Genomic DNA, 22,760 nt, shown 5'->3' with positions numbered 1-22,760 from the left:
TTTGAGCTGCTAAAGTATAAGCTGTCGTGCTAGGTAAACCCCTCACACGCTCAAGCGATTATACGCGGCGACGTTTTGGAGGGCGGCAACCGTTGTGCGGAACTGGAGTTACGTCACGGATTGCAGTAACTTCGAGACCAGTAGCTTGGAGCGCACGGATAGCCGCTTCACGTCCAGCACCAGGACCTTTAACGTTAACTTCTACTGTACGCATACCGTTGTCCATTGCAACTTTCGCTGCAGTTTCAGCAGCCATTTGCGCTGCGAACGGAGTCGATTTACGTGATCCTTTAAATCCAAGGTTACCAGAAGTAGCCCATGAAATCGCGTTACCTTGCGTATCAGTGATTGTGATAATTGTGTTGTTGAATGTAGAACGGATGTGTACCACACCGACTTCAACATGTTTTTTAACTTTACGTTTAGAACGTACGTTTTGCTTACGTTTCGCCATTGTTCAATTCCCTCCTTTACTTCTTCTTGTTCGCTACTGTACGGCGTGGGCCTTTACGAGTACGCGAGTTGTTCTTCGTGTTTTGACCGCGAACAGGGAGACTACGGCGATGACGGATACCGCGGTATGCGCCGATCTCGATCAAACGTTTGATGTTAAGTGAAACTTCACGACGAAGGTCACCTTCAACTTTGATTCCGTCAATTGCTTCACGGATACGGTTGAGTTCATCTTCAGTAAGGTCGCGTGTGCGTGTCTCTTCAGATACGTTAGCAGCCTTCAAAATTTCTTGTGCTTTTGTTTTACCAATACCATAGATGTATGTGAGCGAAATAACGATACGTTTTTCGCGTGGAATATCTACACCAGCAATACGTGCCATGTGTGCACCTCCTCTGAAATTAACCTTGTTTTTGTTTGTGTTTCGGGTTTTCGCAAATTACCATTACTTTACCCTTACGGCGAATAACTTTACATTTTTCGCAAATCGGTTTTACCGACGGTCTTACTTTCATGAGTATACCCTCCTCCTGGAAAAATCGGAGTTACTTATAACGGTACGTAATCCGCCCGCGAGTCAAGTCGTATGGAGACAACTCAACAGTTACGCGGTCACCTGGAAGGATCCGAATGTAGTGCATCCGAATTTTCCCTGAGACGTGCGCGAGCACCGTGTGGCCGTTTTCTAACTCCACTTTAAACATTGCGTTCGGAAGTGGTTCGACAACAGTGCCTTCCACTTCAATGACATCTTGTTTCGCCATCATTTATTCCCCTTTCTATATGAAAATCTTTAGGAGCACAGACGATCTATTGCCATCTACTGTGAGAGAAGGATCCAGAACGGATCAGTATGAAACAATAGAGCCTCATTCACCGGAATCGAGTTTCGTTAAAATCTCGTATCCATCGTCTGTGATGGCGATGGTGTGCTCAAAGTGGGCGCACATGCTACCGTCCACGGTGACAACTGTCCAGTTATCAGCCAGTGTTCGAACATAGCGTTGACCAGCATTAACCATTGGTTCAATGGCTAACGTCATCCCAGTCTTCAGGCGCGGCCCTTTCCCCGGTGGACCATAGTGTGGAATTTGCGGTTCTTCGTGCAAATTTTGTCCAACACCATGACCGACGTATTCGCGGACGACAGAAAAGTCATGTGATTCAACATATGCTTGAATCGCATGCGAAATATCTGTCAATCGCCCTCCAGCCTTGGCGTGCTCCAATCCTTTATACAGACTTTCTTCGGTTACGTCAAGTAGCCGCTGTGTCTCTTCTGTGATTGTTCCCACTGGATAAGTCCAAGCGGAATCTCCATGGTATCCATTATAGTAGGCACCGATATCGATTGAGATAATATCTCCATCTTTCAATACCCGTTTTCCTGGAATGCCATGAACAAGCTCTTCGTTCACCGAAGCGCAAACACTACCGGTAAAACCGTTATAGCCTTTGAACGATGGCGTCGCACCTTGGCTGCGAATGTAATCTTCCGCAATCCGGTCGAGCTCAAGCGTCGTGATTCCTGGTTTAATGTGCTGTTTGAGCACCTGGTGCGTTCGAGCAACAATTTGCCCAGCCTCACGCATAATCGCAATTTCACGAGGCGTCTTCGTGATGATCATTCAGTATCACCGAGTAATGCTTTGACATCGGCATATACGACATCGATTGGACGATCTCCATCCAATGTACGAAGATACCCTTTTTCAGCGTAAAAGTCAATGAGTGGTTTCGATTGCTCGATGTTGACGTCAAGGCGACGGCGAACCGTTTCCTCTTTATCGTCTTCACGTTGCATGAGTGCCGACCCATCCACATCACAGATGCCTTCCACTTTTGGTGGGTTGAAGATCACGTGATATGTCGCACCACACGTTGGGCAGATCCAACGACCTGTCAAGCGTGGAACGAGAATTTCCGCATCCACATCGATGTTGACGACGTGGTCAATCTGTTTCCCCAAATCTTTAAGCAAACTTTCGAGTGCCTCTGCTTGAGCAACAGTACGCGGGAATCCATCGAGTAAGAAACCTTTTTCTGTGTCATCTTGGCTAAGGCGTTCACGTACGATTCCGATTGTTACCTCGTCCGGTACGAGTTCACCTTTATCCATGAATGACTTGGCTTCTTTACCGAGTGGCGTTCCGCCTTTGATTGCCGCACGAAACATGTCGCCTGTCGAAATGTGAGGGATTTGGTACTCTTCTACGATTTTAGCAGCTTGAGTCCCTTTCCCAGCACCCGGTAAGCCCATGAGTACTAGATTCATCTCGGTTAGCCTCCAGTTTTGATTTTCACGAAGGGCTTGTAAACACGACAGGAAGGAAGGGTCAACCCTTCCTTCCGCTTTAACGGATAAAGCCTTTATAGTGTCGTTTTACAAGTTGACTTTCGATTTGTTTCATCGTTTCGAGGGCTACCCCGATGACGATCAACAAGCTCGTTCCTCCGATTTGAACGGAAGTTGGAAGACCGGCAAGCTTAATGAAGATTGTCGGCATGATCGCCACGAGCGATAAGAAGATCGCTCCGAAGAAAGTCAATCGATACAGCAACTTCGTGATGTACTGTTCTGTTTGCGCCCCAGGACGAATCCCAGGAATATAACCACCTTGCTTCTGCAGGTTTTCTGCCATTTGCTCAGGGTTGACCTGAATAAATGTATAGAAGTAGGCAAACGCAATGATTAACGCAACGTAAATCGACATTCCGATTGGCGCCGTCGTGTCAAAGTACGTCTGTAATTTTTGCGTTGTCTCCGGCGAAGCAATGAAGCTTGCAACAGTTGGTGGTGTTACCATGAAGGAAATCGCGAAGATAACCGGGATAACACCTGCTGCGTTTAGTTTGATTGGCAAGTGCGTTGACTGACCGCCCACTGGGGTACGGTTCGCCGTGCGTTTTGCATATTGGATTGGAATTTTGCGTGCCGCTTGTTGAACATAAATGATCCCAACCGTCACAGCCAAAATAACAAGTGCCAATACAACCAAGTAAACGATATTAATGAACAATGCATCTCCAGCGTTTTGGAGTTTTGTTTCATAAATCTGCGTGAAGATTCTTGGGAACCCGGCGACGATACCGGCGAAGATAATGATGGAAATACCATTCCCAACACCTTTCTCCGTTGTCATTTCACCAAGGAACATCAAGAACGCTGTACCCGCAGTGAGTACAATCGCGATCACAAAGTAAGTTGCCGTTCCCCACGTCTCATTGACGAGACCTGGGTAGAGGCGGTTAAATCCAAACGACAGTGAAGTCGCTTGGACAAAGCCTAAGATGATCGTCCCATAGCGCGTGACCGTCGCTAACTTTTTACGGCCCGCCTCTCCTTGTTTAGCCCATTCGGCAAACTTTGGAACGACGTCCATTTGTAAAAGTTGCACAACGATCGATGCCGTAATGTACGGCATGATCCCCATTGCGAACAAGGAGAAGTTCTGTAAAGCATTTCCTCCAAACAAGTTCAAGAAGTCAAGAAGACCTCCTGAGTCAAAACGCAACACATCCGTATTCACCATCGGCACCGGGATATGAGCCCCGATGCGGAAAATGATGATGATTGCGAGTGTGAAGAGAATACGCTGTCGAATATCTTTCACGCGCCACATATTGGAGATTGTCTGAAACATCAGATCACCTCAACTGTACCGCCAGCTGCTTCGATTGCTTCTTTCGCTGCACCCGAGAACTTGTTGGCTTTTACAGTCAATTTAGTTTCAAGCTTGCCGTTAGCAAGGACCTTGATTCCGTCTTTAGCAGAGCTGACAACACCAGTCTCGATTAAGAGTTCTGGAGTAACTTCAGTACCTGCTTCGAAACGGTTAAGCGTGTCTAGGGAAACAACCGCGTACTCTTTACGAGTTGGGTTGTTGAAACCGCGTTTTGGAAGACGACGGTAAAGTGGGTTTTGTCCACCTTCAAATCCTGGACGAACGCCACCGCCCGAACGAGCTTTTTGACCTTTGTGTCCACGACCAGAAGTTTTACCGTTACCAGTCGCCATACCGCGACCGACACGGTTACGTTCGTGACGTGAACCTGGAGTTGGCTTCAATTCATGGAGTTTCATAGTGGCACCTCCTTATTTATTAAAATCTTTATTATTCGTTGATTTCTTTTACAGTCACAAGGTGCGACACTTTGTTGATCATACCGCGCATCGCGACGTTGTCTGGGACAACGACCGTTTGATGCATTTTGCGAAGACCGAGTGTACGTACAGTAACACGCTGACCTTCCGGACGACCAATTGTGCTGCGTGTGAGGGTGATTGCGAGTTTCGCCATGTCTAGTTCCCTCCCTTAGTTAAGAAGTTCTTCTACGCTTTTACCACGTAGTTTAGCAACTTCCTCTGCTTTTTTGAGCTCAGTCAAGCCCTGTACCGTCGCACGGACGATGTTGATCGGTGTGTTTGAACCTAACGATTTCGAAAGGATGTCACCTACACCTGCAAGTTCGAGCACCGCACGAACTGGACCACCAGCGATAACCCCAGTACCTTCAGAAGCTGGTTTCATGAATACACGACCTGCTCCGAATACTCCTGTGATTTCGTGTGGAATTGTTGTACCAACCATAGGTACTTGTACCATGTTTTTCTTAGCGGCTTCAATAGCCTTGCGAATCGCTTCTGGCACCTCTTGTGCCTTACCTGTACCGAAACCGACGTGACCATTTTTGTCACCTACGACTACGAGAGCAGCAAAACGGAAGCGGCGGCCACCTTTTACGACTTTCGCGACGCGGTTTACGGTAACAACGCGTTCTTCAAGTTGTTCCATGTTAACGTCTAACTGGCGCATCGAGTGTCCCCTCCTTTTTATTAGAATTTAAGACCTGCTTCACGAGCTGCTTCTGCAACAGCTTTGACGCGGCCATGATAGAGGTATCCACCACGGTCGAACACAACTGTGTCGATACCTTTCTCGAGTGCACGTTCTGCAGCAAGTTTACCAACAGCTTTCGCTGCTTCAACGTTACCGCCATTTGTAAGATCGAGAGCTTTATCTTTCGAAGATGCAGACACAAGCGTTGTTTGTGCCGCGTCATCGATAAGTTGAACGTAAATGTGCTTGCTCGAACGGAATACGTTCAAACGTGGACGAGCTGCTGTCCCCGTGATCGTACGACGTACGCGAGCATGACGTTTTTTACGAACTGCATTTTTATCTGCCTTTGTGATCATTTATGCCACTCCTTTCCGTTCATTTCGTGACGAATTACTTACCAGTCTTACCTTCTTTACGGCGAATACGTTCATCAGAGTAACGAACACCTTTACCTTTGTAAGGTTCTGGAGCACGGTACGAGCGGATTTGAGCAGCAACGTGACCGACGCGCTCTTTGTTAATCCCTTTTACGATGATTTGCGTGTTTGAAGGAACTTCGATTTCGATACCTTCCTCAGCAACGTACTCGATTGGGTGCGAGTAGCCGAGGTTGAGGACGAGTTTGTTACCTTGCTTCGTAGCACGGTAACCAACCCCCGAGATCTCAAGTGTTTTTTGGAATCCGTTCGACACACCTTGTACCATGTTGGCAATAAGGGCACGTGTCGTACCGTGAATTGTACGGCTTTCTTTCGATTCGTCTGGACGAACAACCGTCAATTCGTTCTCTTCAACTTTGATTTCCAATGCCGGGTTAGCTGAAAGCGAAAGTTCACCTTTAGCACCTTTTACTGTGACCGTGTTGTCATTAGCAACTGTTACAGTAACGCCAGCAGGAATCGTAACTGGTTTTTTACCAATACGTGACATTGATTACACCTCCGTTCTTGTTAGAAAAGTGACTTACCAGATGTAGGCGAGCACTTCGCCGCCGACTTGTTGTTGGCGAGCTTCTTTATCAGTCATAAGACCTTTAGATGTCGAAAGAACTGCGATCCCGAGTCCTCCGAGTACTTTAGGTACTTCATCAGCTTTTGCGTATACGCGAAGACCTGGTTTCGAAATACGTTTGAGACCAGTGATTACACGTTCGTTGCTTGCTCCATATTTAAGGAAAAGACGAAGTGTACCTTGTTTAGCGTCCTCGATATATTCAACATCGCGAATGAAACCTTCACGCTTAAGGATTTCAGCGATCTCACGTTTAATGTTCGAAGCTGGAAGCTCCATTTTTTCATGGCGAACCATGTTAGCGTTACGGATACGTGTAAGCATATCTGCAATAGGGTCTGTCATTACCATGCGATGTACCTCCTTTCACACTGTTAGTGGATTACCAGCTTGCTTTTTTAACACCAGGGATTTGACCTTTGTATGCAAGATCACGGAACTTGATACGGCTGATCCCGAATTTACCCATGTAACCATGCGGACGACCTGTGATGCTGCAACGGTTGTGCAAGCGTACAGGTGACGAGTTACGTGGCAATTTGCTGAGTCCGATATAATCGCCTTCAGCTTTCAACTTCGCACGCTTTTCAGCGTACTGGGCAACGAGTTTCTCGCGTTTAAGTTCGCGATTCACCATTGACTTTTTAGCCATGTTGTCGACCTCCCTCTAGATTATTTTTGGAATGGCATACCGAGAAGTGTGAGCAATTCACGTGCTTCTTCGTCTGTGTTTGCTGTTGTAACAACAACGATGTCCATACCGCGTACTTTAGATACTTTATCGTAATCGATCTCAGGGAAAATAAGTTGCTCTTTCACGCCAAGCGTGTAGTTACCGCGTCCGTCGAATGCTTTCTTCGATACACCGCGGAAGTCACGTACACGTGGAAGTGAAACAGTTACCAATTTGTCGAGGAAATCGTACATGCGCTCGCCACGAAGTGTAACCTTCGCACCGATTGGCATACCTTCACGAAGTTTGAAACCAGCGATTGATTTCTTCGCTTTCGTTACGAGTGGTTTTTGACCTGAAAGAATTGTTAATTCTTCAACTGCCATATCAAGTGCTTTCGAGTTCGAAACAGCGTCACCTACACCCATGTTGATGACAATCTTTTCGACTTTCGGTACTTGCATGACCGAGTCATAGTTGAATTTATCCATCATCGCTTTCACGATGTCGCTTTTATACTTCTCTTGCAAACGGTTCATAGTCGAATGGACCTCCTTTCGTCACGTTCTTCTTATTTATCGAGTGATTCGCCCGATTTCGCGACACGAACTTTTTTACCATCGACTACTTTGAAACCAACACGAGTTGGTTTGCCAGTTTTAGGGTCGAGTGGCATTACGTTCGAGACGTGAATTGGTGCTTCGATCTCAAGGATCCCGCCTTGTGGATTCGCTTGTGAAGGTTTCGCGTGTTTTTTCATCACGTTTACGCCTTCAACCACTACGCGGTTTTTGCTTGGCATAGCTTTGAGGATAACCCCTTGCTTGCCTTTATCTTTACCAGACATTACCTGGACTGTATCGCCTTTTTTAACATGCATCGTTTGCGCACCTCCTTATAGGATTGAAATTGGAAATTAAAGTACTTCCGGTGCCAACGAAACGATCTTCATGAATTCTTTTTCACGAAGTTCACGTGCAACTGGCCCGAAGATCCGTGTGCCGCGTGGGCTCTTGTCATCTTTGATAATGACTGCTGCGTTCTCATCGAAACGGATGTACGAACCATCTTTACGACGAGCGCCGCGTTTTGTACGAACGACAACTGCTCTGACAACGTCACCTTTTTTAACAACGCCACCTGGTGTTGCTTGTTTTACCGTTGCGACGATGATGTCACCGATGTTTGCAGTCTTACGACCAGAACCACCGAGGACTTTAATTGTCAACAGTTCACGCGCGCCAGAGTTGTCTGCTACTTTCAAGCGAGATTCTTGTTGAATCATGCGAGTGTACCTCCCTCCGGATGTTTAATAAATCCGAACTGTTATTAGATGATTACTGATTCTTCTACTACTGTTACAAGACGGAAACGTTTGTCTTTAGAAAGAGGACGTGTTTCCGCGATGCGAACGATATCGCCCACTTTAGCGACGTTGTTCTCATCGTGTGCTTTATATTTCTTCGTGTAGTTTACACGTTTGCCATAAAGTTTATGACGAACCTTTGTTTCTACTGCGACGACGATCGTTTTGTCCATTTTGTCAGACACGACGCGACCAGTGAACACTTTACGGTTGTTGCGTTCCATGAGTGTTACCTCCTCTCAAGAATCCGATGTAATTAGCCGTTGTTGATGCCGAGTTCGCGTTCACGAAGAATCGTTTTAGCACGCGCAATCGACTTGCGTACTTCACGGATACGAGCAGGATTCTCAAGCTGACCTGTAGCAAGTTGGAAGCGAAGGTTAAAGAGTTCTTCTTTCCACTCGCCCACTTTACCGTTGAGCTCTTCAGTTGTTGATTGACGGAGATCAGTTGCTTTCATTCGTATCACCACCATTTTCTTCACGTTTCACGAACTTACATTTTACTGGAAGTTTGTGCGATGCAAGACGAAGTGCCTCACGTGCCACTTCCTCAGATACACCTGCGATTTCGAACATTACTTTGCCAGGCTTAACTACAGCTACCCAGCCTTCTGGAGCACCTTTACCCGAACCCATTCGGACTTCGAGAGGCTTTTTAGTGTACGGCTTGTGTGGGAAGATCTTGATCCACACTTTACCACCACGTTTCATATAACGTGTCATTGCAATACGTGCTGATTCGATTTGACGGTTTGTAATCCAGCTCGCTTCGAGAGCTTGGAGACCGAACTCACCGAAGTGTACAGTTGTGCCGCGTTTAGCGTTCCCGCGCATTTTACCACGGTGTACACGACGATATTTCACGCGTTTAGGTAACAACATAGTGTGTTGCCTCCTTCCTGAAAGAGTGTTTATTATTCAGCGTTTTTCGCTGTGTTGTTTTTTGTTGGAAGAACTTCACCGTGGTATAACCAAACTTTTACGCCGATTTTACCGTAAGTTGTGTCAGCTTCAGCTGTTCCGTAGTCGATGTCGGCACGGAGTGTGTGAAGTGGAACTGTTCCTTCCGAGTACTTCTCTGAACGAGCGATATCAGCGCCACCAAGACGACCAGAAACTTCTGTTTTGATCCCTTTGATGCCAGTACGCATCGAACGTTGAATAGATTGTTTCATTGCACGACGGAATGATACGCGACCTTCCAATTGACGAGCAATGTTTTCTGCTACAAGCTTCGCAACAGCGTCAGCGTTTTTCACTTCAACAACGTTGATGTGAACGCGTTTTCCGTCAGCGATTTTTGTAATGTGTTTACGGAGTGATTCGATTTCAGAACCACCTTTACCGATTACCATACCTGGCTTCGCAGTGTGAAGCGAAATGTTCACGCGGTTTGCAGCGCGTTCGATTTCAACTTTAGAAACACTAGCATCCTTCATTTTGTTTTCGATGTATTCACGAATAACGAAGTCTTCATGAAGGAGATCAGCGTAGTCTTTCTCAGCGTACCAACGCGAATCCCAGTCTTTGATAACACCAACGCGAAGACCGTGCGGATTTACCTTTTGACCCACTACATATCCCTCCTTATTTCTCAGTTACCACGATGTGGATGTGGCTTGTGCGTTTGTTAATACGGCTTGCGCGACCCATCGCACGTGGGCGGAAGCGTTTGAGTGTTGGACCTTCGTTTACGTAAGCTTCTGTTACAACGAGGTTCTCAATGTTCATATCGTAGTTGTGCTCTGCGTTAGCAATCGCTGATTTTAATACTTTTTCAACGACTGGCGATGCTGCCTTGTTCGTGTGAGCAAGGACAGAGAGCGCTTCGCCGACTTGTTTCCCGCGAATTAAGTCTACAACGAGACGTGCTTTGCGAGGAGCAAGACGGACCATATTAGCTGATGCTTTAGCTTGCATGGATTTGACCTCCCCTCAAATTACCGTTTCGTTTTCTTGTCTGATCCGTGACCTTTGTACGTGCGTGTTGGAGCGAATTCACCAAGTTTGTGACCAACCATATCTTCTGTCACGAATACTGGTACGTGTTTACGACCATCGTGCACACCGAACGTGTGACCCATGAATTCTGGGAAGATCGTCGAGCGACGTGACCAAGTTTTGATGACTTGCTTCTCACCAGATTCGTTGAGTTTGTCAACTTTAGCGAGTAAGTGGTGATCTGCGAATGGACCTTTTTTCAAGCTGCGACCCATGTTAGAACCTCCCTTTGGAATGATTCGGGAACGGCCCTTTCGAACCGCCCGAGAATCATGTAGTAATTATTTCTTACGGCGACGAAGGATGTACATGTCGCTCGATTTGTTTTTCTTACGAGTCTTAAGACCAAGAGCTGGTTTACCCCAAGGAGTAAGTGGGCCCGAACGACCGATTGGCGCACGACCTTCACCACCACCGTGTGGGTGATCAACCGGGTTCATTACAGAACCACGTACTGTTGGGCGTTTGCCTAACCAACGTGAACGTCCTGCTTTACCGATGTTTACGAGTTCGTGTTCTTCGTTACCAACTGAACCGATTGTCGCGCGGCAAGTGCCGAGGAACAAGCGTGATTCACCTGATTGAAGACGAACGATGACGTACTTGCCGTCACGTCCTTGGATTTGTGCCGATGCACCAGCCGCACGAACTAGCTGACCGCCTTTACCAGGCTTAAGCTCGATGTTGTGGATTGTTGTACCGACAGGGATGTTTACGAGTGGAAGAGCGTTCCCCACTTTGATATCCGCTTCAGGACCAGACATGATTTCCATGCCTACTTTGATGCCCTTAGGAGCGAGGATGTAACGTTTCTCACCATCTACATAGTTGATGAGTGCGATGTTTGCTGAACGGTTTGGATCGTATTCGATCGTTGCTACGCGTCCTGCAACGCCATCTTTGTTACGTTTGAAATCGATGATACGGTATTTACGCTTGTGACCGCCACCTTGGTGACGAACAGTCAAGCGACCTTGGTTGTTACGTCCGCCTTTTTTCGAAAGCTTTTCAGTTAACGATTTTTCAGGGCGATTCGTTGTGATCTCTGCAAAGTCGAGAGATGTCATGTTACGACGACCGTTAGTGGTCGGCTTAAACTTTTTGATTGCCATCGAGGATTCCCTCCTTTTCTTCTAAGGTAGTTAATTAACCGAGGAAGTCGATTGTGTTGCCTTCAGCAAGGGTTACGATCGCTTTTTTACGACGAGCTGTGTAACCAGAGTGACGACCGACACGTTTCGCTTTCGGTTTGTAGTTCATTGTGTTTACCGAAGCAACTTTCACGTTGAAGATTGTTTCGATAGCGTGTTTCACTTGCGATTTAGTCGCTTTTACGTCGATTTCGAAAACGTATTTGTTAGCTTCCATGAGGCTAACTGAACGCTCAGTGATGATCGGACGTTTGATGATATCGTATGCTTGAGCCATTATGCAAGCACCTCCTCTACCTTCGCAACCGCATCTTTAGTGAAGATGACTTTGTCGTTAGCAACGAGGTCAAGAACGTTTACGCCTGCTGCGTCGATCACAGTCACTCCTGGGATGTTACGAGCTGCGAGAGCGATAGTCTCATTGTAGTCCGCTGTGACTACAAGAGCCTTACGTTCTACTGATAAGCTGTTGAGTACAGCAGCCATATCTTTTGTTTTTGGTGCATCGAAAGCAAGGCCTTCGAGGACGATGATTTCGTTGTTTTGTACTTTCGACGAAAGAGCCGAGAGAAGTGCTAAACGACGAACCTTCTTAGGAAGTTTGTAAGAGTATGAACGTGGTGTTGGACCGAAGACTGTACCACCACCAACCCATTGTGGTGAGCGGATAGAACCTTGGCGCGCACGACCAGTTCCCTTTTGTTTCCATGGTTTACGGCCGCCACCGCGTACTTCCGAGCGACCTTTCGTATCGTGAGTACCTTGACGGCGTGATGCTTGTTGCATGACGATTGCGTCGTAAAGTACTGATTCGTTTGGCTCGATTCCGAAGATGGCTTCTGCCAATTCGATTTCGCCAACTTGTGAACCTGTTTGGTTAAGCAAAGCTACTTTAGGCATTCGTAATTCCTCCTTTCCGTGCAGTTAATTAGTTACCTTTGACCGCTGATTTGATGATGACGTTCGATTTACGAGCGCCTGGGATAGCACCTTTCACGAGGAGAAGGCCACGTTCCACATCAACTTTAACGACTTCAAGGTTTTGAATTGTTTTACGCTCTCCACCCATTTGACCAGGAAGAAGTTTCCCTTTAAATACGCGGTTAGGAGCGACAGGACCCATCGAACCAGGACGACGGTGGTAGCGCGAACCGTGAGCCATTGGTCCACGTGATTGTCCGTGACGCTTGATCGCACCTTGGAATCCTTTACCTTTCGATGTACCTGTTACGTCTACTAATTCACCTGCAGCGAAAATGTCTGCCTTAATCTCTTGACCGATTTCGTATCCTTCTACTGAAGTACGAACTTCTTTGATGAAGCGCTTAGGTGTCGCGTTTGCTTTCGCAGCGTGACCTTTTGATGGTTTGTTTTGACGTGATTCTTTGATGTCTCCGAAACCAAGTTGAACTGCTTCGTAACCGTCTGTGTCAACTGTTTTAAGTTGAAGAACGACGTTACCTTCTACAGCAACTACTGTTACTGGTACAACTTCGCCTGCTTCGTTGAAGATTTGAGTCATACCAAGTTTTGTTCCTAAGATTCCTTTAGCCATGAGATACACCTCCTGTTAATAATTAATTGTCTCTTCTGGCTAGTATCTACTATATGAAGAATTAAAGTTTGATTTCGATGTCTACACCTGATGGTAACTCGAGACGCATAAGCGAATCGACTGTTTTCGGTGTTGGGTTTACGATGTCGATCAAGCGTTTGTGTGTACGCATTTCGAACTGCTCACGAGCATCTTTGTACTTGTGAACCGCACGAAGAATCGTGTAAACCGATTTTTCAGTTGGGAGCGGGATTGGACCCGATACCTTTGCACCTGAACGCTTCGCAGTGTCAACGATTTTCTCAGCTGATTGATCGAGAACGCGATGGTCATATGCTTTTAAACGAATACGAATTTTTTCATTTGCCATGTTTGTTTCCCTCCTTTGTCGCCTACTTTAAAAATAGACAATTCTCCGCGGAAATTTCCACACCGGCCATGGCAATGCTGCCTGGCGTGTCATAACCTCCCGCTTCAACGCAGCGTGCTTGTGTCAGCAGAGGCATCCGATCATTGCAAATCAACGATTGGACCCGTTTTCTGCTGTAAAGTCTCTCACCACTCGCACAAACACTTAATCATTATATCTAATCTGGTCATGGAATGCAAGATTAGATTTTTGAAGTTGCTGGTTGTCTGATGAGTTGCTCAACGTTCCCTAATGTAACAAGATTCGCGAGCTTTTGCAAGCAAAAATTCATTCTTTTATTGAACTATTTTTCAAACGAACTCCCATGTCAACTCGACCTAGCGTTTCATCACCTCTCCAAAACGCTCTGTCACCCCTTCTATGACCGATTGTGGCGCTCGTTTTAAACAGTCTTGAACAATTCCTTCATTAACACTGTGCGTCTTGAAATAGCGGAGCAATGACGCTAATTTATCCTCTCGTCCGATGACCGTGTAAAGGACGACCCACTCTTCTAGGTGCATCCATTGTCCATCTGGTTCAATGAAAGGATGCGTATAGATTCCGTCGGTACACTTCATTCGGAAACTAGACATGACGTCCACATCTGTTCCCTCGAATATATACTCTCCAAAGTAGGTCGTTACGTATGCGTCGTGAGAATCTGATGGTTTCTTCTCCCCAGCACGACTAAGTACGCGATCGATTTTTTCAAACTGGTCCGGTTCAACAAAAACATCGATGTCATTCGTTACCTCGACGATGCCATGATGCTTTAACAGCTCAGAACCGCCAATGCGATACTCAATCCCATTCAAGCGACAAATAGTCTCTAGTTGCTTCAGCATGACGCCACTCCTTTCTCGTATGCCTCATCTTACCATGTTGTGATGGAAACACAAAAAAGCAGCCCGCATATTGCGGACTGCTTAATGTTGTTCAGTTGAATCAATCGATTACTCGATGATTTCTGTTACTGAACCAGCACCTACAGTACGGCCACCCTCACGGATAGAGAAACGTGTACCGTCTTCGATCGCGATTGTAGAAATCAATTCGATCGTCAACTCGATGTTGTCTCCTGGCATTACCATTTCAGTACCTTCTGGAAGGTGAACGATACCTGTTACGTCAGTTGTACGGAAGTAGAACTGCGGACGGTAGTTCGCGAAGAATGGCGTGTGACGGCCACCCTCTTCTTTAGAAAGAACGTAGATTGATGCTTTGAATTTAGAGTGTGGTGTGATTGAACCTGGCTTAGCAAGTACTTGTCCACGCTCGATGTCGTCACGTGATACACCACGGAGAAGTGCACCGATGTTGTCGCCAGCTTCAGCATAGTCAAGAAGCTTACGGAACATCTCTACACCAGTACATACAGTTTTCTTCGTTTCTTCTGTAAGACCAACGATTTCGATCTCGTCGTTGACGCGGAGAACACCACGCTCAACACGACCAGTCGCTACAGTACCACGACCAGTGATTGAGAATACGTCCTCAACAGGCATCATGAAGTCTTTTTCAGTGTCACGAACTGGTTCTGGGATGTACTCATCAACAGCGTTCATGAGTTCCATAACTTTTTCTTCCCACTGAGCTTCACCGTTAAGTGCGCCAAGTGCAGAACCTTTGATTACAGGGAGGTCGTCGCCTGGGAAGTCGTATTCAGAAAGAAGTTCACGGATTTCCATTTCAACGAGTTCGAGAAGCTCTTCGTCGTCTACCATGTCAACTTTGTTCATGAATACTACGATGTAAGGAACACCTACTTGACGTGAAAGAAGGATGTGCTCACGTGTTTGTGGCATTGGGCCATCTGTTGCAGATACAACGAGGATCGCGCCGTCCATTTGAGCAGCACCAGTGATCATGTTTTTAACATAGTCAGCGTGTCCTGGGCAGTCAACGTGTGCGTAGTGACGCTTGTCAGTTTCGTACTCGATGTGAGCTGTTGCGATTGTGATACCGCGCTCGCGCTCTTCTGGAGCACCATCGATTTGGTCGAACTTAGTAGCTGTTTTACCTTGTGCACGTGAAAGTACAGCAGAGATTGCTGCAGTCAAAGTTGTTTTACCGTGGTCAACGTGGCCAATTGTACCAACGTTAACGTGCGGCTTAGAACGGTCGAATTTTTCTTTACCCATTCTAGATTCCTCCTCTATTAAACGATTAGTTTTATTTAACTAGGAAGACGTAGGCTACTTTTAACATACGTCCTCCTTAGCTTACAACAATCAATCTAGCGATACAACCGTTATTAGCCGTTCGCTTTTTTGACGATTTCTTCAGCGATTGATTTCGGTACTTCTTCGTAGTGATCGAAGTGCATCGAGTACGTTCCGCGTCCTTGTGTACGTGAACGAAGTGATGTTGCGTAACCGAACATTTCTGAAAGTGGAATCATCGCTTTAACGACTTGTGCGTTACCGCGAGCTTCCATACCTTCTACGCGTCCACGGCGTGACGTGACGTCACCCATAATGTCACCCATGTATTCTTCTGGGATAACAACTTCAACACGCATCATTGGCTCAAGGATAACAGCTTTCGCTTGGTCCTTAAGTTGTTTAACCGCCATCGAAGCAGCAACTTTAAACGCCATCTCGTTCGAGTCGACATCGTGGTACGAACCGAATACGAGACGAGCTTTAACGTCTACTACTGGGTAACCAGCGAGGATACCGTTTTCGAGAGCTTCTTCAATCCCGTTTTGAACAGCAGGGACGTATTCACGTGGTACAACACCACCGACGATCTTGTTCTCGAACTCGAATCCAGCGCCTTCTTCGTTCGGCTCGAATTCTACGACAACGTGACCGTACTGACCGCGTCCACCAGACTGACGAACGAATTTCGAATCGATCTTCGCAGCGCCACGGATTGTTTCACGGTAAGCAACTTGTGGTGCACCAACGTTAGCTTCTACTTTGAATTCGCGACGCATACGGTCAACGAGGATGTCAAGGTGAAGCTCACCCATACCAGAGATGATCGTTTGACCAGTCTCAGGGTTTGTTTCAGTGCGGAATGTTGGATCTTCTTCTGCGAGTTTCGCAAGAGCTTGACCCATCTTATCTTGGTCTGCTTTCGATTTAGGCTCGATTGCAACCGAGATAACTGGTTCTGGGAACGTCATTGACTCGAGAACGATGTTATCTTTCTCAGAGCAAAGCGTGTCACCAGTAGTCGTGTCTTTGAAACCAACAGCAGCGGCGATGTCACCAGCGAATACCATTGGAATCTCTTCACGGCTGTTTGCGTGCATTTGAAGGATACGACCGAGACGCTCACGCTTCCCTTTAGTCGAGTTCTTCACGTATGATCCCGCTTCAGCTGTACCAGAGTACACGCGGAAGAACGTCAATTTACCGACGTAAGGGTCAGTCATAACTTTGAACGCAAGTGCTGAGAATGGAGCTTCGTCAGAAGGCTCACGTGTGATTTCTTCTTCTGTATCGAGGTTGATCCCTTTGATTGACTCTACATCAACTGGTGATGGGAGGTAATCAACAACGGCGTTAAGCATGAGCTGAACACCTTTGTTCTTGAAGGCAGAACCAACGAGTACAGGGTAGAATTCAACGCTAAGTGTCGCTTGACGGATTGCAGCTTTCAATTCATCGATTGAAATCTCTTCACCTTCAAGGTACTTCATCATCAACTCTTCGTTGAAGTCAGCAACACCTTCGATCAATTGACCGCGAAGTTCTTCAGCTTGGTCAGCCATGTCAGCTGGGAAGCCATCTGTTACTTCGATGTCAGTACCGAGGTCGTTGTTGTACATGTAAGTCTTCATTTCAACGAGATCGATGATCCCTTTGAAATCGTCCTCTGCTCCGATTGGGAGTTGGATCGCGTAAGCGTTCGCTTGAAGACGATCGTGGAGCGTCTTCACAGAGTACAAGAAGTCTGCGCCGATTTTATCCATCTTGTTGACGAATACGACACGTGGTACACCATATGTCGTCGCTTGACGCCATACAGTTTCTGTTTGTGGTTCTACACCTGACTGAGCGTCAAGTACAGCAACCGCACCATCAAGTACACGGAGTGAACGTTCAACTTCTACAGTGAAGTCTACGTGTCCAGGTGTATCGATGATGTTTACACGGTGGCCATTCCACTGTGCAGTTGTCGCAGCCGAAGTGATCGTGATTCCACGCTCTTGCTCCTGCTCCATCCAGTCCATTTGTGAAGCACCTTCGTGCGTTTCACCAATTTTATGGATACGACCTGTGTAATAAAGAATACGTTCAGTTGTTGTCGTTTTACCGGCATCGATGTGAGCCATGATCCCGATGTTACGAGTATTCTTTAGGGAGAATTCTCTTGCCATACTGGGTATTCTCCTTCCGCATGTTTGATTTTCGTGTGCGCGCACACGATATGATTATACCCGAAAGCCACTCCGTTAAGCCATGCTTGGCGGAGTGGACTTTACGATTAAATTACCAACGATAGTGAGCAAACGCTTTGTTAGCTTCTGCCATCTTATGCATGTCTTCGCGTTTCTTAACAGATGCACCAGTGTTGTTGGCTGCATCCATGATTTCGTTCGCGATACGTTGCTCCATCGTTTTTTCGTTGCGGAGACGAGCGTAGTTCACGAGGTAACGAAGACCAAGTGTTGTACGGCGCTCTGGACGAACTTCTACAGGAACTTGGTAGTTAGCTCCACCTACACGGCGTGCTTTAACTTCAAGTACAGGCATGATGTTGTTCATTGCTTCTTCGAACACTTCCATAGGCTCTTTGCCTGAGCGTTCAGCGATGATGCCAAATGCGTTGTAAATGATAGTTTGAGCTGTACCTTTTTTACCGTCTAACATGACACGGTTAATGAGGCGAGTTACCAATTTCGAGTTGTAGATCGGATCTGCGATAACGTCACGACGTTCTGCACGGTTTTTACGCATCCGAGTACCCTCCTTTCAAAATTTCAATTGTAGTTTAGTTTGCGAGAATTACTTCTTCGCAGCTTTCGGACGTTTCGTACCGTATTTAGAACGGCCTTGCATACGTCCATCAACACCTGCAGTGTCAAGCGCACCACGAACGATGTGGTAACGTACCCCTGGTAAGTCTTTTACACGTCCTCCACGGATAAGAACAACGCTGTGCTCTTGAAGGTTGTGGCCAATACCTGGGATGTACGCAGTCACTTCGATTTGGTTAGTCAAACGAACACGAGCATACTTACGAAGCGCCGAGTTCGGTTTCTTCGGAGTCATTGTACCAACACGTGTACAAACACCACGTTTTTGTGGTGAGCTCACGTTTGTTTGTGACTTGATGAAACTGTTGTAACCTTTGTTAAGTGCTGGAGAGTCAGATTTCACGACTTTCGATTTACGTCCTTTACGGACTAACTGGTTAATAGTAGGCATCTTTGAAGATCCTCCCTTCCTGAATGTTGCTATTTTCTAGTCCCACCGACCCGGGTGGTTCATTTAAGGTCATAACGAAACGTTTTTACGAGGCGTAGGCATTCCATGACCTCGCAAAAACGTGAGTTATACCTTGAAAGTGGCAATTGTAGCAGCCAAACCTTCCCGTAGAAAGTTCGGATGGACGTCCAAGTAGCTTGCCGACTGCTGGACATCGTTGTCATCGACAACAACCGATTGGCGGCACTAAATCATAGTAGCACCGCCAACCTGCGCTGTCAAGACGTATTTTACTCGACTGTTGTATCTTCGAGCGCAACTGGCGCCTCATCTTCTTTGAGTTCCACATCACGGTAGACGGCCATTCCAGTACCAGCTGGAACGAGTTTACCGATGATGACGTTCTCTTTGAGTCCGAGGAGATAGTCACGTTTCCCTTTGATTGCTGCATCTGTCAAGACGCGAGTCGTTTCTTGGAACGAAGCCGCTGAGAGGAACGAATCTGTCTCAAGTGAAGCTTTCGTGATTCCGAGAAGGACTGGTTTCGCAGTCGCTGGGTGTTTTCCATCACGAATCGCATCTTTACACGCTTCTTTGAAGACGCTGATGTCGACGAGTGATCCAGGGAGAAGTGGTGTGTCACCTGATTCGATAACTTTGACACGACGAAGCATTTGGCGAACCATGACCTCAACGTGCTTATCACCGATTTCTACCCCTTGCATCCGGTAAACTTTTTGAACTTCTTGGAGAAGATAGTTCTGAACACCAGATACACCACGGACGGCGAGCAATTCTTTCGGATCGATCGAACCTTCCGTGAAGACTTCACCGGCTTCTACTGTGTCGCCGATTTGAACGCGGAGACGCGCTCCGAATGGAATCGTGTATGAGCGAGTCTCACTGAATCCTTCGACCGTGAGTTCACGCTTGTCACGCGATTCTGTGAAGTCGATGACCGTACCAGAGATTTCCGAGATGACCGCTTGACCTTTCGGGTTACGGGCTTCGAATACCTCTTGGATACGCGGAAGACCTTGTGTGATATCGTCCCCGGCAACCCCACCTGTGTGGAAGGTACGCATTGTAAGCTGCGTTCCTGGCTCACCGATTGATTGTGCGGCAATGATACCGACAGCTTCCCCGACTTCAACGTTTGATCCAGTCGCCAAGTTGCGTCCGTAACACTTCTTACATACGCCGTGTGACGTGTTACATGTGAAGGCTGTACGGATTTCAACTTTTTCAACACCCGCATCTACAATGATGCGCGCGATGTCTTCTGTGATCAATTCGTTCTTATCAATCAACACTTCGCCCGTTTCAGGGTGTGTGACCGTTTCAAATGATGTACGTCCGACGAGACGGTCGTACAAGCTTTCGATTTCTTCCGTACCTTCGCGGAGTGCAGAAACACGGATTCCGCGGTCTGTTCCACAATCCTCTTCACGGATGATGACATCTTGCGCTACGTCAACGAGACGACGCGTCAAGTAACCTGAATCGGCTGTCTTCAAGGCTGTATCGGCAAGACCTTTACGAGCCCCGTGAGTCGAGATGAAGTACTCTTGAACCGTCAGACCTTCACGGAATGACGATTTGATTGGAAGTTCGATGATGCGACCAGATGGAGCGGCCATCAAACCACGCATACCCGCAAGCTGCGTAAAGTTCGATGCGTTACCACGGGCACCTGAGTCAGACATCATGAAGATTGGGTTCAGGCGGTTGAGGGATTTCATCAATCGAGATTGAATTTCATCCTTCGCTTCGTTCCAAGCACGGACAACGCGCTCGTAACGCTCATCTTCAGTGATGAGACCACGACGGAACGACTTCATGATTTGGTCGACTTGTTTTTGTGCTTCATCAAGGATTTCCTGTTTATCCGGAAGTACGATGATATCGGCAATCCCAACCGTCACACCCGCTTTTGTCGAGTGCTTGAAGCCAAGATCTTTCATCCGGTCAAGCATGCGGCTTGTTTCCGTCGTTTCAAACTTCTGGAACACTTCCGCGATGACTTTTCCAAGGAAACCTTTTTTGAACGGGTCGATGATTGGACGTGATGCGATTTCTTCCGCAACGTTCGCCCCTTTGTCGATGAAGTACTTGTCAGGCGTTGCTTCCTGTAAGTTTTCCATCGTCGGCTCGTTCAAGTATGGGAACGTATTTGGCAAGATTTCGTTGAAGATCATCTTACCAACTGTCGTAATGAGCAATTTCTCGTTCTGTTCGTCTGTGAACGTCGGGTTGTTGAGCGTACGCGCCGGAAGTGCCACACGCGAGTGCAAGTGGACATAACCGTTTTGGTAAGCAATCAACGCTTCGTTGACGTTCGAGAACACTTTCCCTTGACCGACGGCATCTTCACGTTCGAGTGAAATGTAGTAGTTACCGAGGACCATATCCTGCGATGGTGTAACAACTGGTTTTCCGTCTTTCGGGTTCAAGATGTTCTGTGCAGCGAGCATGAGAAGACGTGCTTCCGCTTGTGCTTCTGCAGAGAGCGGCACGTGGACGGCCATTTGGTCACCATCGAAGTCGGCGTTGTATGCCGTACATACGAGTGGGTGAAGGCGAATCGCACGACCTTCAACAAGAATCGGTTCGAATGCTTGAATACCAAGGCGGTGAAGTGTCGGGGCACGGTTCAAGAGGACCGGATGCTCACGAATGACTTCTTCAAGGACGCCCCAGATTTCAGGTTGCATCTTCTCGATTTTGCGTTTGGCGTTCTTGATGTTTGAAGCGATGCCGCGACCGACAAGCTCTTTCATCACGAACGGTTTGAAGAGTTCAAGCGCCATCTCTTTTGGAAGACCACACTGATACATCTTCAAGTTCGGACCTACGACGATAACCGAACGTCCTGAATAGTCGACCCGTTTACCGAGAAGGTTTTGACGGAAACGACCTTGTTTCCCTTTCAACATGTGTGAAAGTGATTTAAGCGGACGGTTACCAGGACCTGTTACCGGACGACCACGACGACCGTTGTCGATGAGGGCGTCAACCGCTTCTTGAAGCATACGCTTCTCGTTTTGCACGATGATGTTCGGCGCGCCGAGGTCGAGCAAACGTTTGAGACGGTTGTTCCGGTTGATGACTCGACGATACAAATCGTTCAAGTCAGATGTCGCAAAGCGTCCACCATCAAGCTGTACCATCGGGCGAAGCTCTGGTGGGATGACAGGAAGTACTTCAAGGATCATCCAGTCTGGATTGTTTCCTGAAGTGAAGAATGCATCGAGAACTTCCAAGCGCTTAATCGCACGTGTACGACGTTGACCTTGGACTGTTTTCAACTCTTCACGAAGCTCGCCTACTTCTTTTTCAAGATTAACGTCTTGAAGAAGTGTACGGATGGCTTCAGCACCCATGTCTGCTTTGAAGTCGCTACCGTATTTTTCACGATAGAGACGGAATTCTTTTTCCGAGAGAAGTTGTTTCTTCTCAAGCGGAGTATCACCTGGCTCTGTGACCACGTAAGATGCGAAGTAAATGACTTCTTCAAGCGCACGTGGTGACATGTCGAGAACAAGCCCCATGCGGCTTGGAATCCCTTTGAAGTACCAGATGTGCGAAACTGGTGCCGCGAGCTCGATATGGCCCATTCGCTCGCGACGCACTTTCGCTTTCGTCACTTCAACGCCACAGCGGTCACAAATGACTCCTTTATAACGGATACGTTTGTATTTCCCACAGTAACATTCCCAGTCTTTCGTAGGACCGAAGATTCGTTCACAGAATAATCCGTCCTTCTCTGGTTTAAGTGTACGATAGTTGATCGTTTCCGGCTTTTTGACTTCACCGTAAGACCACGAACGGATCTTCTCTGATGAAGCCAAGCCGATTTTCATATATTCAAATCGATTAACATCTACCAAGGGGCCGACCTCCCTTT

34 protein-coding genes are annotated in these 22,760 nt (G+C 47.1%); all 34 read right to left on the bottom strand.

Annotation, left to right across the window (positions count from 1 at the left end):
- Positions 1-58 precede the first annotated feature (58 nt).
- The 34 genes from rpsK to rpoC all read right to left on the bottom strand — a co-directional run bounded on the left by rpsK (position 59) and on the right by rpoC (position 22,743).
- On the bottom strand, positions 59-454 hold the full coding sequence (gene rpsK / locus Q9R25_RS14170) for a 30S ribosomal protein S11 (protein ID WP_012727652.1): 396 nt from the start codon (positions 452-454) through the stop codon (positions 59-61).
- Between the two features lie 16 nt (positions 455-470).
- Positions 471-836, bottom strand: coding sequence for a 30S ribosomal protein S13 (rpsM, locus tag Q9R25_RS14165; protein ID WP_012727653.1), 366 nt, complete (start codon positions 834-836; stop codon positions 471-473).
- A 19-nt stretch (positions 837-855) separates the two neighbouring features.
- Positions 856-969, bottom strand: coding sequence for a 50S ribosomal protein L36 (gene rpmJ / locus Q9R25_RS14160; protein ID WP_003156543.1), 114 nt, complete (start codon positions 967-969; stop codon positions 856-858).
- A 30-nt stretch (positions 970-999) separates the two neighbouring features.
- Positions 1,000-1,218: a translation initiation factor IF-1 gene (infA, locus tag Q9R25_RS14155; protein WP_021066622.1), complete on the bottom strand. Its 219-nt coding sequence runs from the start codon at positions 1,216-1,218 to the stop codon at positions 1,000-1,002.
- A 105-nt stretch (positions 1,219-1,323) separates the two neighbouring features.
- Positions 1,324-2,082: a type I methionyl aminopeptidase gene (gene map / locus Q9R25_RS14150; RefSeq protein WP_031421863.1), complete on the bottom strand. Its 759-nt coding sequence runs from the start codon at positions 2,080-2,082 to the stop codon at positions 1,324-1,326.
- Positions 2,079-2,729, bottom strand: coding sequence for an adenylate kinase (locus Q9R25_RS14145; RefSeq protein WP_012727656.1), 651 nt, complete (start codon positions 2,727-2,729; stop codon positions 2,079-2,081). Before Q9R25_RS14145 ends, map begins: the two co-directional genes overlap by 4 nt.
- A 79-nt stretch (positions 2,730-2,808) precedes the next feature.
- Positions 2,809-4,098: a preprotein translocase subunit SecY gene (secY, locus tag Q9R25_RS14140; protein ID WP_012727657.1), complete on the bottom strand. Its 1,290-nt coding sequence runs from the start codon at positions 4,096-4,098 to the stop codon at positions 2,809-2,811.
- Entirely contained in the window at positions 4,098-4,538 is a 441-nt protein-coding gene (gene rplO, locus Q9R25_RS14135; RefSeq protein ID WP_012727658.1) for a 50S ribosomal protein L15, read from the bottom strand. Before rplO ends, secY begins: the two co-directional genes overlap by 1 nt.
- Before the next feature lie 31 nt (positions 4,539-4,569).
- The gene (gene rpmD / locus Q9R25_RS14130) at positions 4,570-4,755 is read right to left on the bottom strand and encodes a 50S ribosomal protein L30 (RefSeq protein ID WP_012727659.1); all 186 of its coding nucleotides are present in this window, start codon (positions 4,753-4,755) and stop codon (positions 4,570-4,572) included.
- 15 nt (positions 4,756-4,770) lie between these two features.
- The gene (gene rpsE, locus Q9R25_RS14125) at positions 4,771-5,271 is read right to left on the bottom strand and encodes a 30S ribosomal protein S5 (RefSeq protein WP_012727660.1); all 501 of its coding nucleotides are present in this window, start codon (positions 5,269-5,271) and stop codon (positions 4,771-4,773) included.
- Between the two features lie 20 nt (positions 5,272-5,291).
- Complete coding sequence (gene rplR, locus Q9R25_RS14120) at positions 5,292-5,654, bottom strand: 50S ribosomal protein L18 (protein WP_012727661.1); 363 nt, start codon at positions 5,652-5,654, stop codon at positions 5,292-5,294.
- Positions 5,655-5,688: 34 nt separating this feature from the next.
- Positions 5,689-6,228, bottom strand: a complete 540-nt coding sequence (gene rplF, locus Q9R25_RS14115; RefSeq protein ID WP_012727662.1) for a 50S ribosomal protein L6 — start codon at positions 6,226-6,228, stop codon at positions 5,689-5,691.
- A gap of 33 nt (positions 6,229-6,261) precedes the next feature.
- Positions 6,262-6,660 (bottom strand): 30S ribosomal protein S8, encoded by a 399-nt coding sequence (gene rpsH, locus Q9R25_RS14110; RefSeq protein ID WP_026824842.1) that lies wholly within the window; start codon positions 6,658-6,660, stop codon positions 6,262-6,264.
- 31 nt (positions 6,661-6,691) lie between these two features.
- Positions 6,692-6,961, bottom strand: coding sequence for a 30S ribosomal protein S14 (rpsN, locus tag Q9R25_RS14105; protein ID WP_012727664.1), 270 nt, complete (start codon positions 6,959-6,961; stop codon positions 6,692-6,694).
- Between the two features lie 20 nt (positions 6,962-6,981).
- Positions 6,982-7,521 (bottom strand): 50S ribosomal protein L5, encoded by a 540-nt coding sequence (gene rplE, locus Q9R25_RS14100; protein WP_074035359.1) that lies wholly within the window; start codon positions 7,519-7,521, stop codon positions 6,982-6,984.
- A 32-nt stretch (positions 7,522-7,553) separates the two neighbouring features.
- The gene (gene rplX, locus Q9R25_RS14095; RefSeq protein ID WP_012727666.1) at positions 7,554-7,862 is read right to left on the bottom strand and encodes a 50S ribosomal protein L24; all 309 of its coding nucleotides are present in this window, start codon (positions 7,860-7,862) and stop codon (positions 7,554-7,556) included.
- A gap of 36 nt (positions 7,863-7,898) precedes the next feature.
- The gene (rplN, locus tag Q9R25_RS14090; RefSeq protein ID WP_012727667.1) at positions 7,899-8,267 is read right to left on the bottom strand and encodes a 50S ribosomal protein L14; all 369 of its coding nucleotides are present in this window, start codon (positions 8,265-8,267) and stop codon (positions 7,899-7,901) included.
- 44 nt (positions 8,268-8,311) lie between these two features.
- Positions 8,312-8,572, bottom strand: a complete 261-nt coding sequence (gene rpsQ / locus Q9R25_RS14085; protein ID WP_012727668.1) for a 30S ribosomal protein S17 — start codon at positions 8,570-8,572, stop codon at positions 8,312-8,314.
- Between the two features lie 32 nt (positions 8,573-8,604).
- Positions 8,605-8,808, bottom strand: a complete 204-nt coding sequence (gene rpmC, locus Q9R25_RS14080; RefSeq protein ID WP_012727669.1) for a 50S ribosomal protein L29 — start codon at positions 8,806-8,808, stop codon at positions 8,605-8,607.
- Positions 8,795-9,232, bottom strand: a complete 438-nt coding sequence (rplP, locus tag Q9R25_RS14075; RefSeq protein ID WP_012727670.1) for a 50S ribosomal protein L16 — start codon at positions 9,230-9,232, stop codon at positions 8,795-8,797. Before rplP ends, rpmC begins: the two co-directional genes overlap by 14 nt.
- 32 nt (positions 9,233-9,264) lie before the next feature.
- Positions 9,265-9,924 (bottom strand): 30S ribosomal protein S3, encoded by a 660-nt coding sequence (gene rpsC, locus Q9R25_RS14070; protein ID WP_012727671.1) that lies wholly within the window; start codon positions 9,922-9,924, stop codon positions 9,265-9,267.
- A 13-nt stretch (positions 9,925-9,937) separates the two neighbouring features.
- Entirely contained in the window at positions 9,938-10,270 is a 333-nt protein-coding gene (gene rplV, locus Q9R25_RS14065) for a 50S ribosomal protein L22 (RefSeq protein ID WP_012727672.1), read from the bottom strand.
- Between the two features lie 20 nt (positions 10,271-10,290).
- Entirely contained in the window at positions 10,291-10,566 is a 276-nt protein-coding gene (gene rpsS, locus Q9R25_RS14060) for a 30S ribosomal protein S19 (protein ID WP_012727673.1), read from the bottom strand.
- A 66-nt stretch (positions 10,567-10,632) separates the two neighbouring features.
- Positions 10,633-11,463: a 50S ribosomal protein L2 gene (gene rplB, locus Q9R25_RS14055; protein ID WP_012727674.1), complete on the bottom strand. Its 831-nt coding sequence runs from the start codon at positions 11,461-11,463 to the stop codon at positions 10,633-10,635.
- Between the two features lie 34 nt (positions 11,464-11,497).
- A complete protein-coding gene (gene rplW / locus Q9R25_RS14050; RefSeq protein ID WP_012727675.1) occupies positions 11,498-11,779 on the bottom strand; it encodes a 50S ribosomal protein L23 in 282 nt (93 codons plus the stop codon).
- A complete protein-coding gene (rplD, locus tag Q9R25_RS14045) occupies positions 11,779-12,402 on the bottom strand; it encodes a 50S ribosomal protein L4 (protein WP_012727676.1) in 624 nt (207 codons plus the stop codon). Before rplD ends, rplW begins: the two co-directional genes overlap by 1 nt.
- 28 nt (positions 12,403-12,430) lie before the next feature.
- Complete coding sequence (gene rplC, locus Q9R25_RS14040) at positions 12,431-13,057, bottom strand: 50S ribosomal protein L3 (RefSeq protein WP_012727677.1); 627 nt, start codon at positions 13,055-13,057, stop codon at positions 12,431-12,433.
- A 61-nt stretch (positions 13,058-13,118) separates the two neighbouring features.
- Complete coding sequence (gene rpsJ / locus Q9R25_RS14035; protein WP_074032438.1) at positions 13,119-13,427, bottom strand: 30S ribosomal protein S10; 309 nt, start codon at positions 13,425-13,427, stop codon at positions 13,119-13,121.
- Positions 13,428-13,804: 377 nt separating this feature from the next.
- Positions 13,805-14,314 carry a nucleotidyltransferase family protein gene (locus tag Q9R25_RS14030; RefSeq protein WP_214691672.1) on the bottom strand — a complete coding sequence of 170 codons (510 nt, stop codon included), beginning with the start codon at positions 14,312-14,314 and terminating at the stop codon, positions 13,805-13,807.
- 108 nt (positions 14,315-14,422) lie between these two features.
- Positions 14,423-15,610: an elongation factor Tu gene (tuf, locus tag Q9R25_RS14025; protein WP_078147868.1), complete on the bottom strand. Its 1,188-nt coding sequence runs from the start codon at positions 15,608-15,610 to the stop codon at positions 14,423-14,425.
- Positions 15,611-15,723: 113 nt separating this feature from the next.
- Complete coding sequence (fusA, locus tag Q9R25_RS14020; RefSeq protein WP_012727681.1) at positions 15,724-17,802, bottom strand: elongation factor G; 2,079 nt, start codon at positions 17,800-17,802, stop codon at positions 15,724-15,726.
- A gap of 112 nt (positions 17,803-17,914) precedes the next feature.
- Positions 17,915-18,382, bottom strand: coding sequence for a 30S ribosomal protein S7 (gene rpsG, locus Q9R25_RS14015; RefSeq protein WP_012727682.1), 468 nt, complete (start codon positions 18,380-18,382; stop codon positions 17,915-17,917).
- A gap of 48 nt (positions 18,383-18,430) precedes the next feature.
- The gene (gene rpsL, locus Q9R25_RS14010; protein ID WP_012727683.1) at positions 18,431-18,853 is read right to left on the bottom strand and encodes a 30S ribosomal protein S12; all 423 of its coding nucleotides are present in this window, start codon (positions 18,851-18,853) and stop codon (positions 18,431-18,433) included.
- A gap of 290 nt (positions 18,854-19,143) precedes the next feature.
- Entirely contained in the window at positions 19,144-22,743 is a 3,600-nt protein-coding gene (gene rpoC / locus Q9R25_RS14005; RefSeq protein WP_012727684.1) for a DNA-directed RNA polymerase subunit beta', read from the bottom strand.
- Between the last annotated feature and the right edge of the window lie 17 nt (positions 22,744-22,760).

The organism is Exiguobacterium sp. BG5(2022), from assembly GCF_031844365.1.
Classification (GTDB): domain Bacteria; phylum Bacillota; class Bacilli; order Exiguobacteriales; family Exiguobacteriaceae; genus Exiguobacterium; species Exiguobacterium profundum.
The sequence above is the reverse complement of the archived record's forward strand: the minus strand, read 5'-3'. Positions and strand labels throughout refer to the sequence as shown.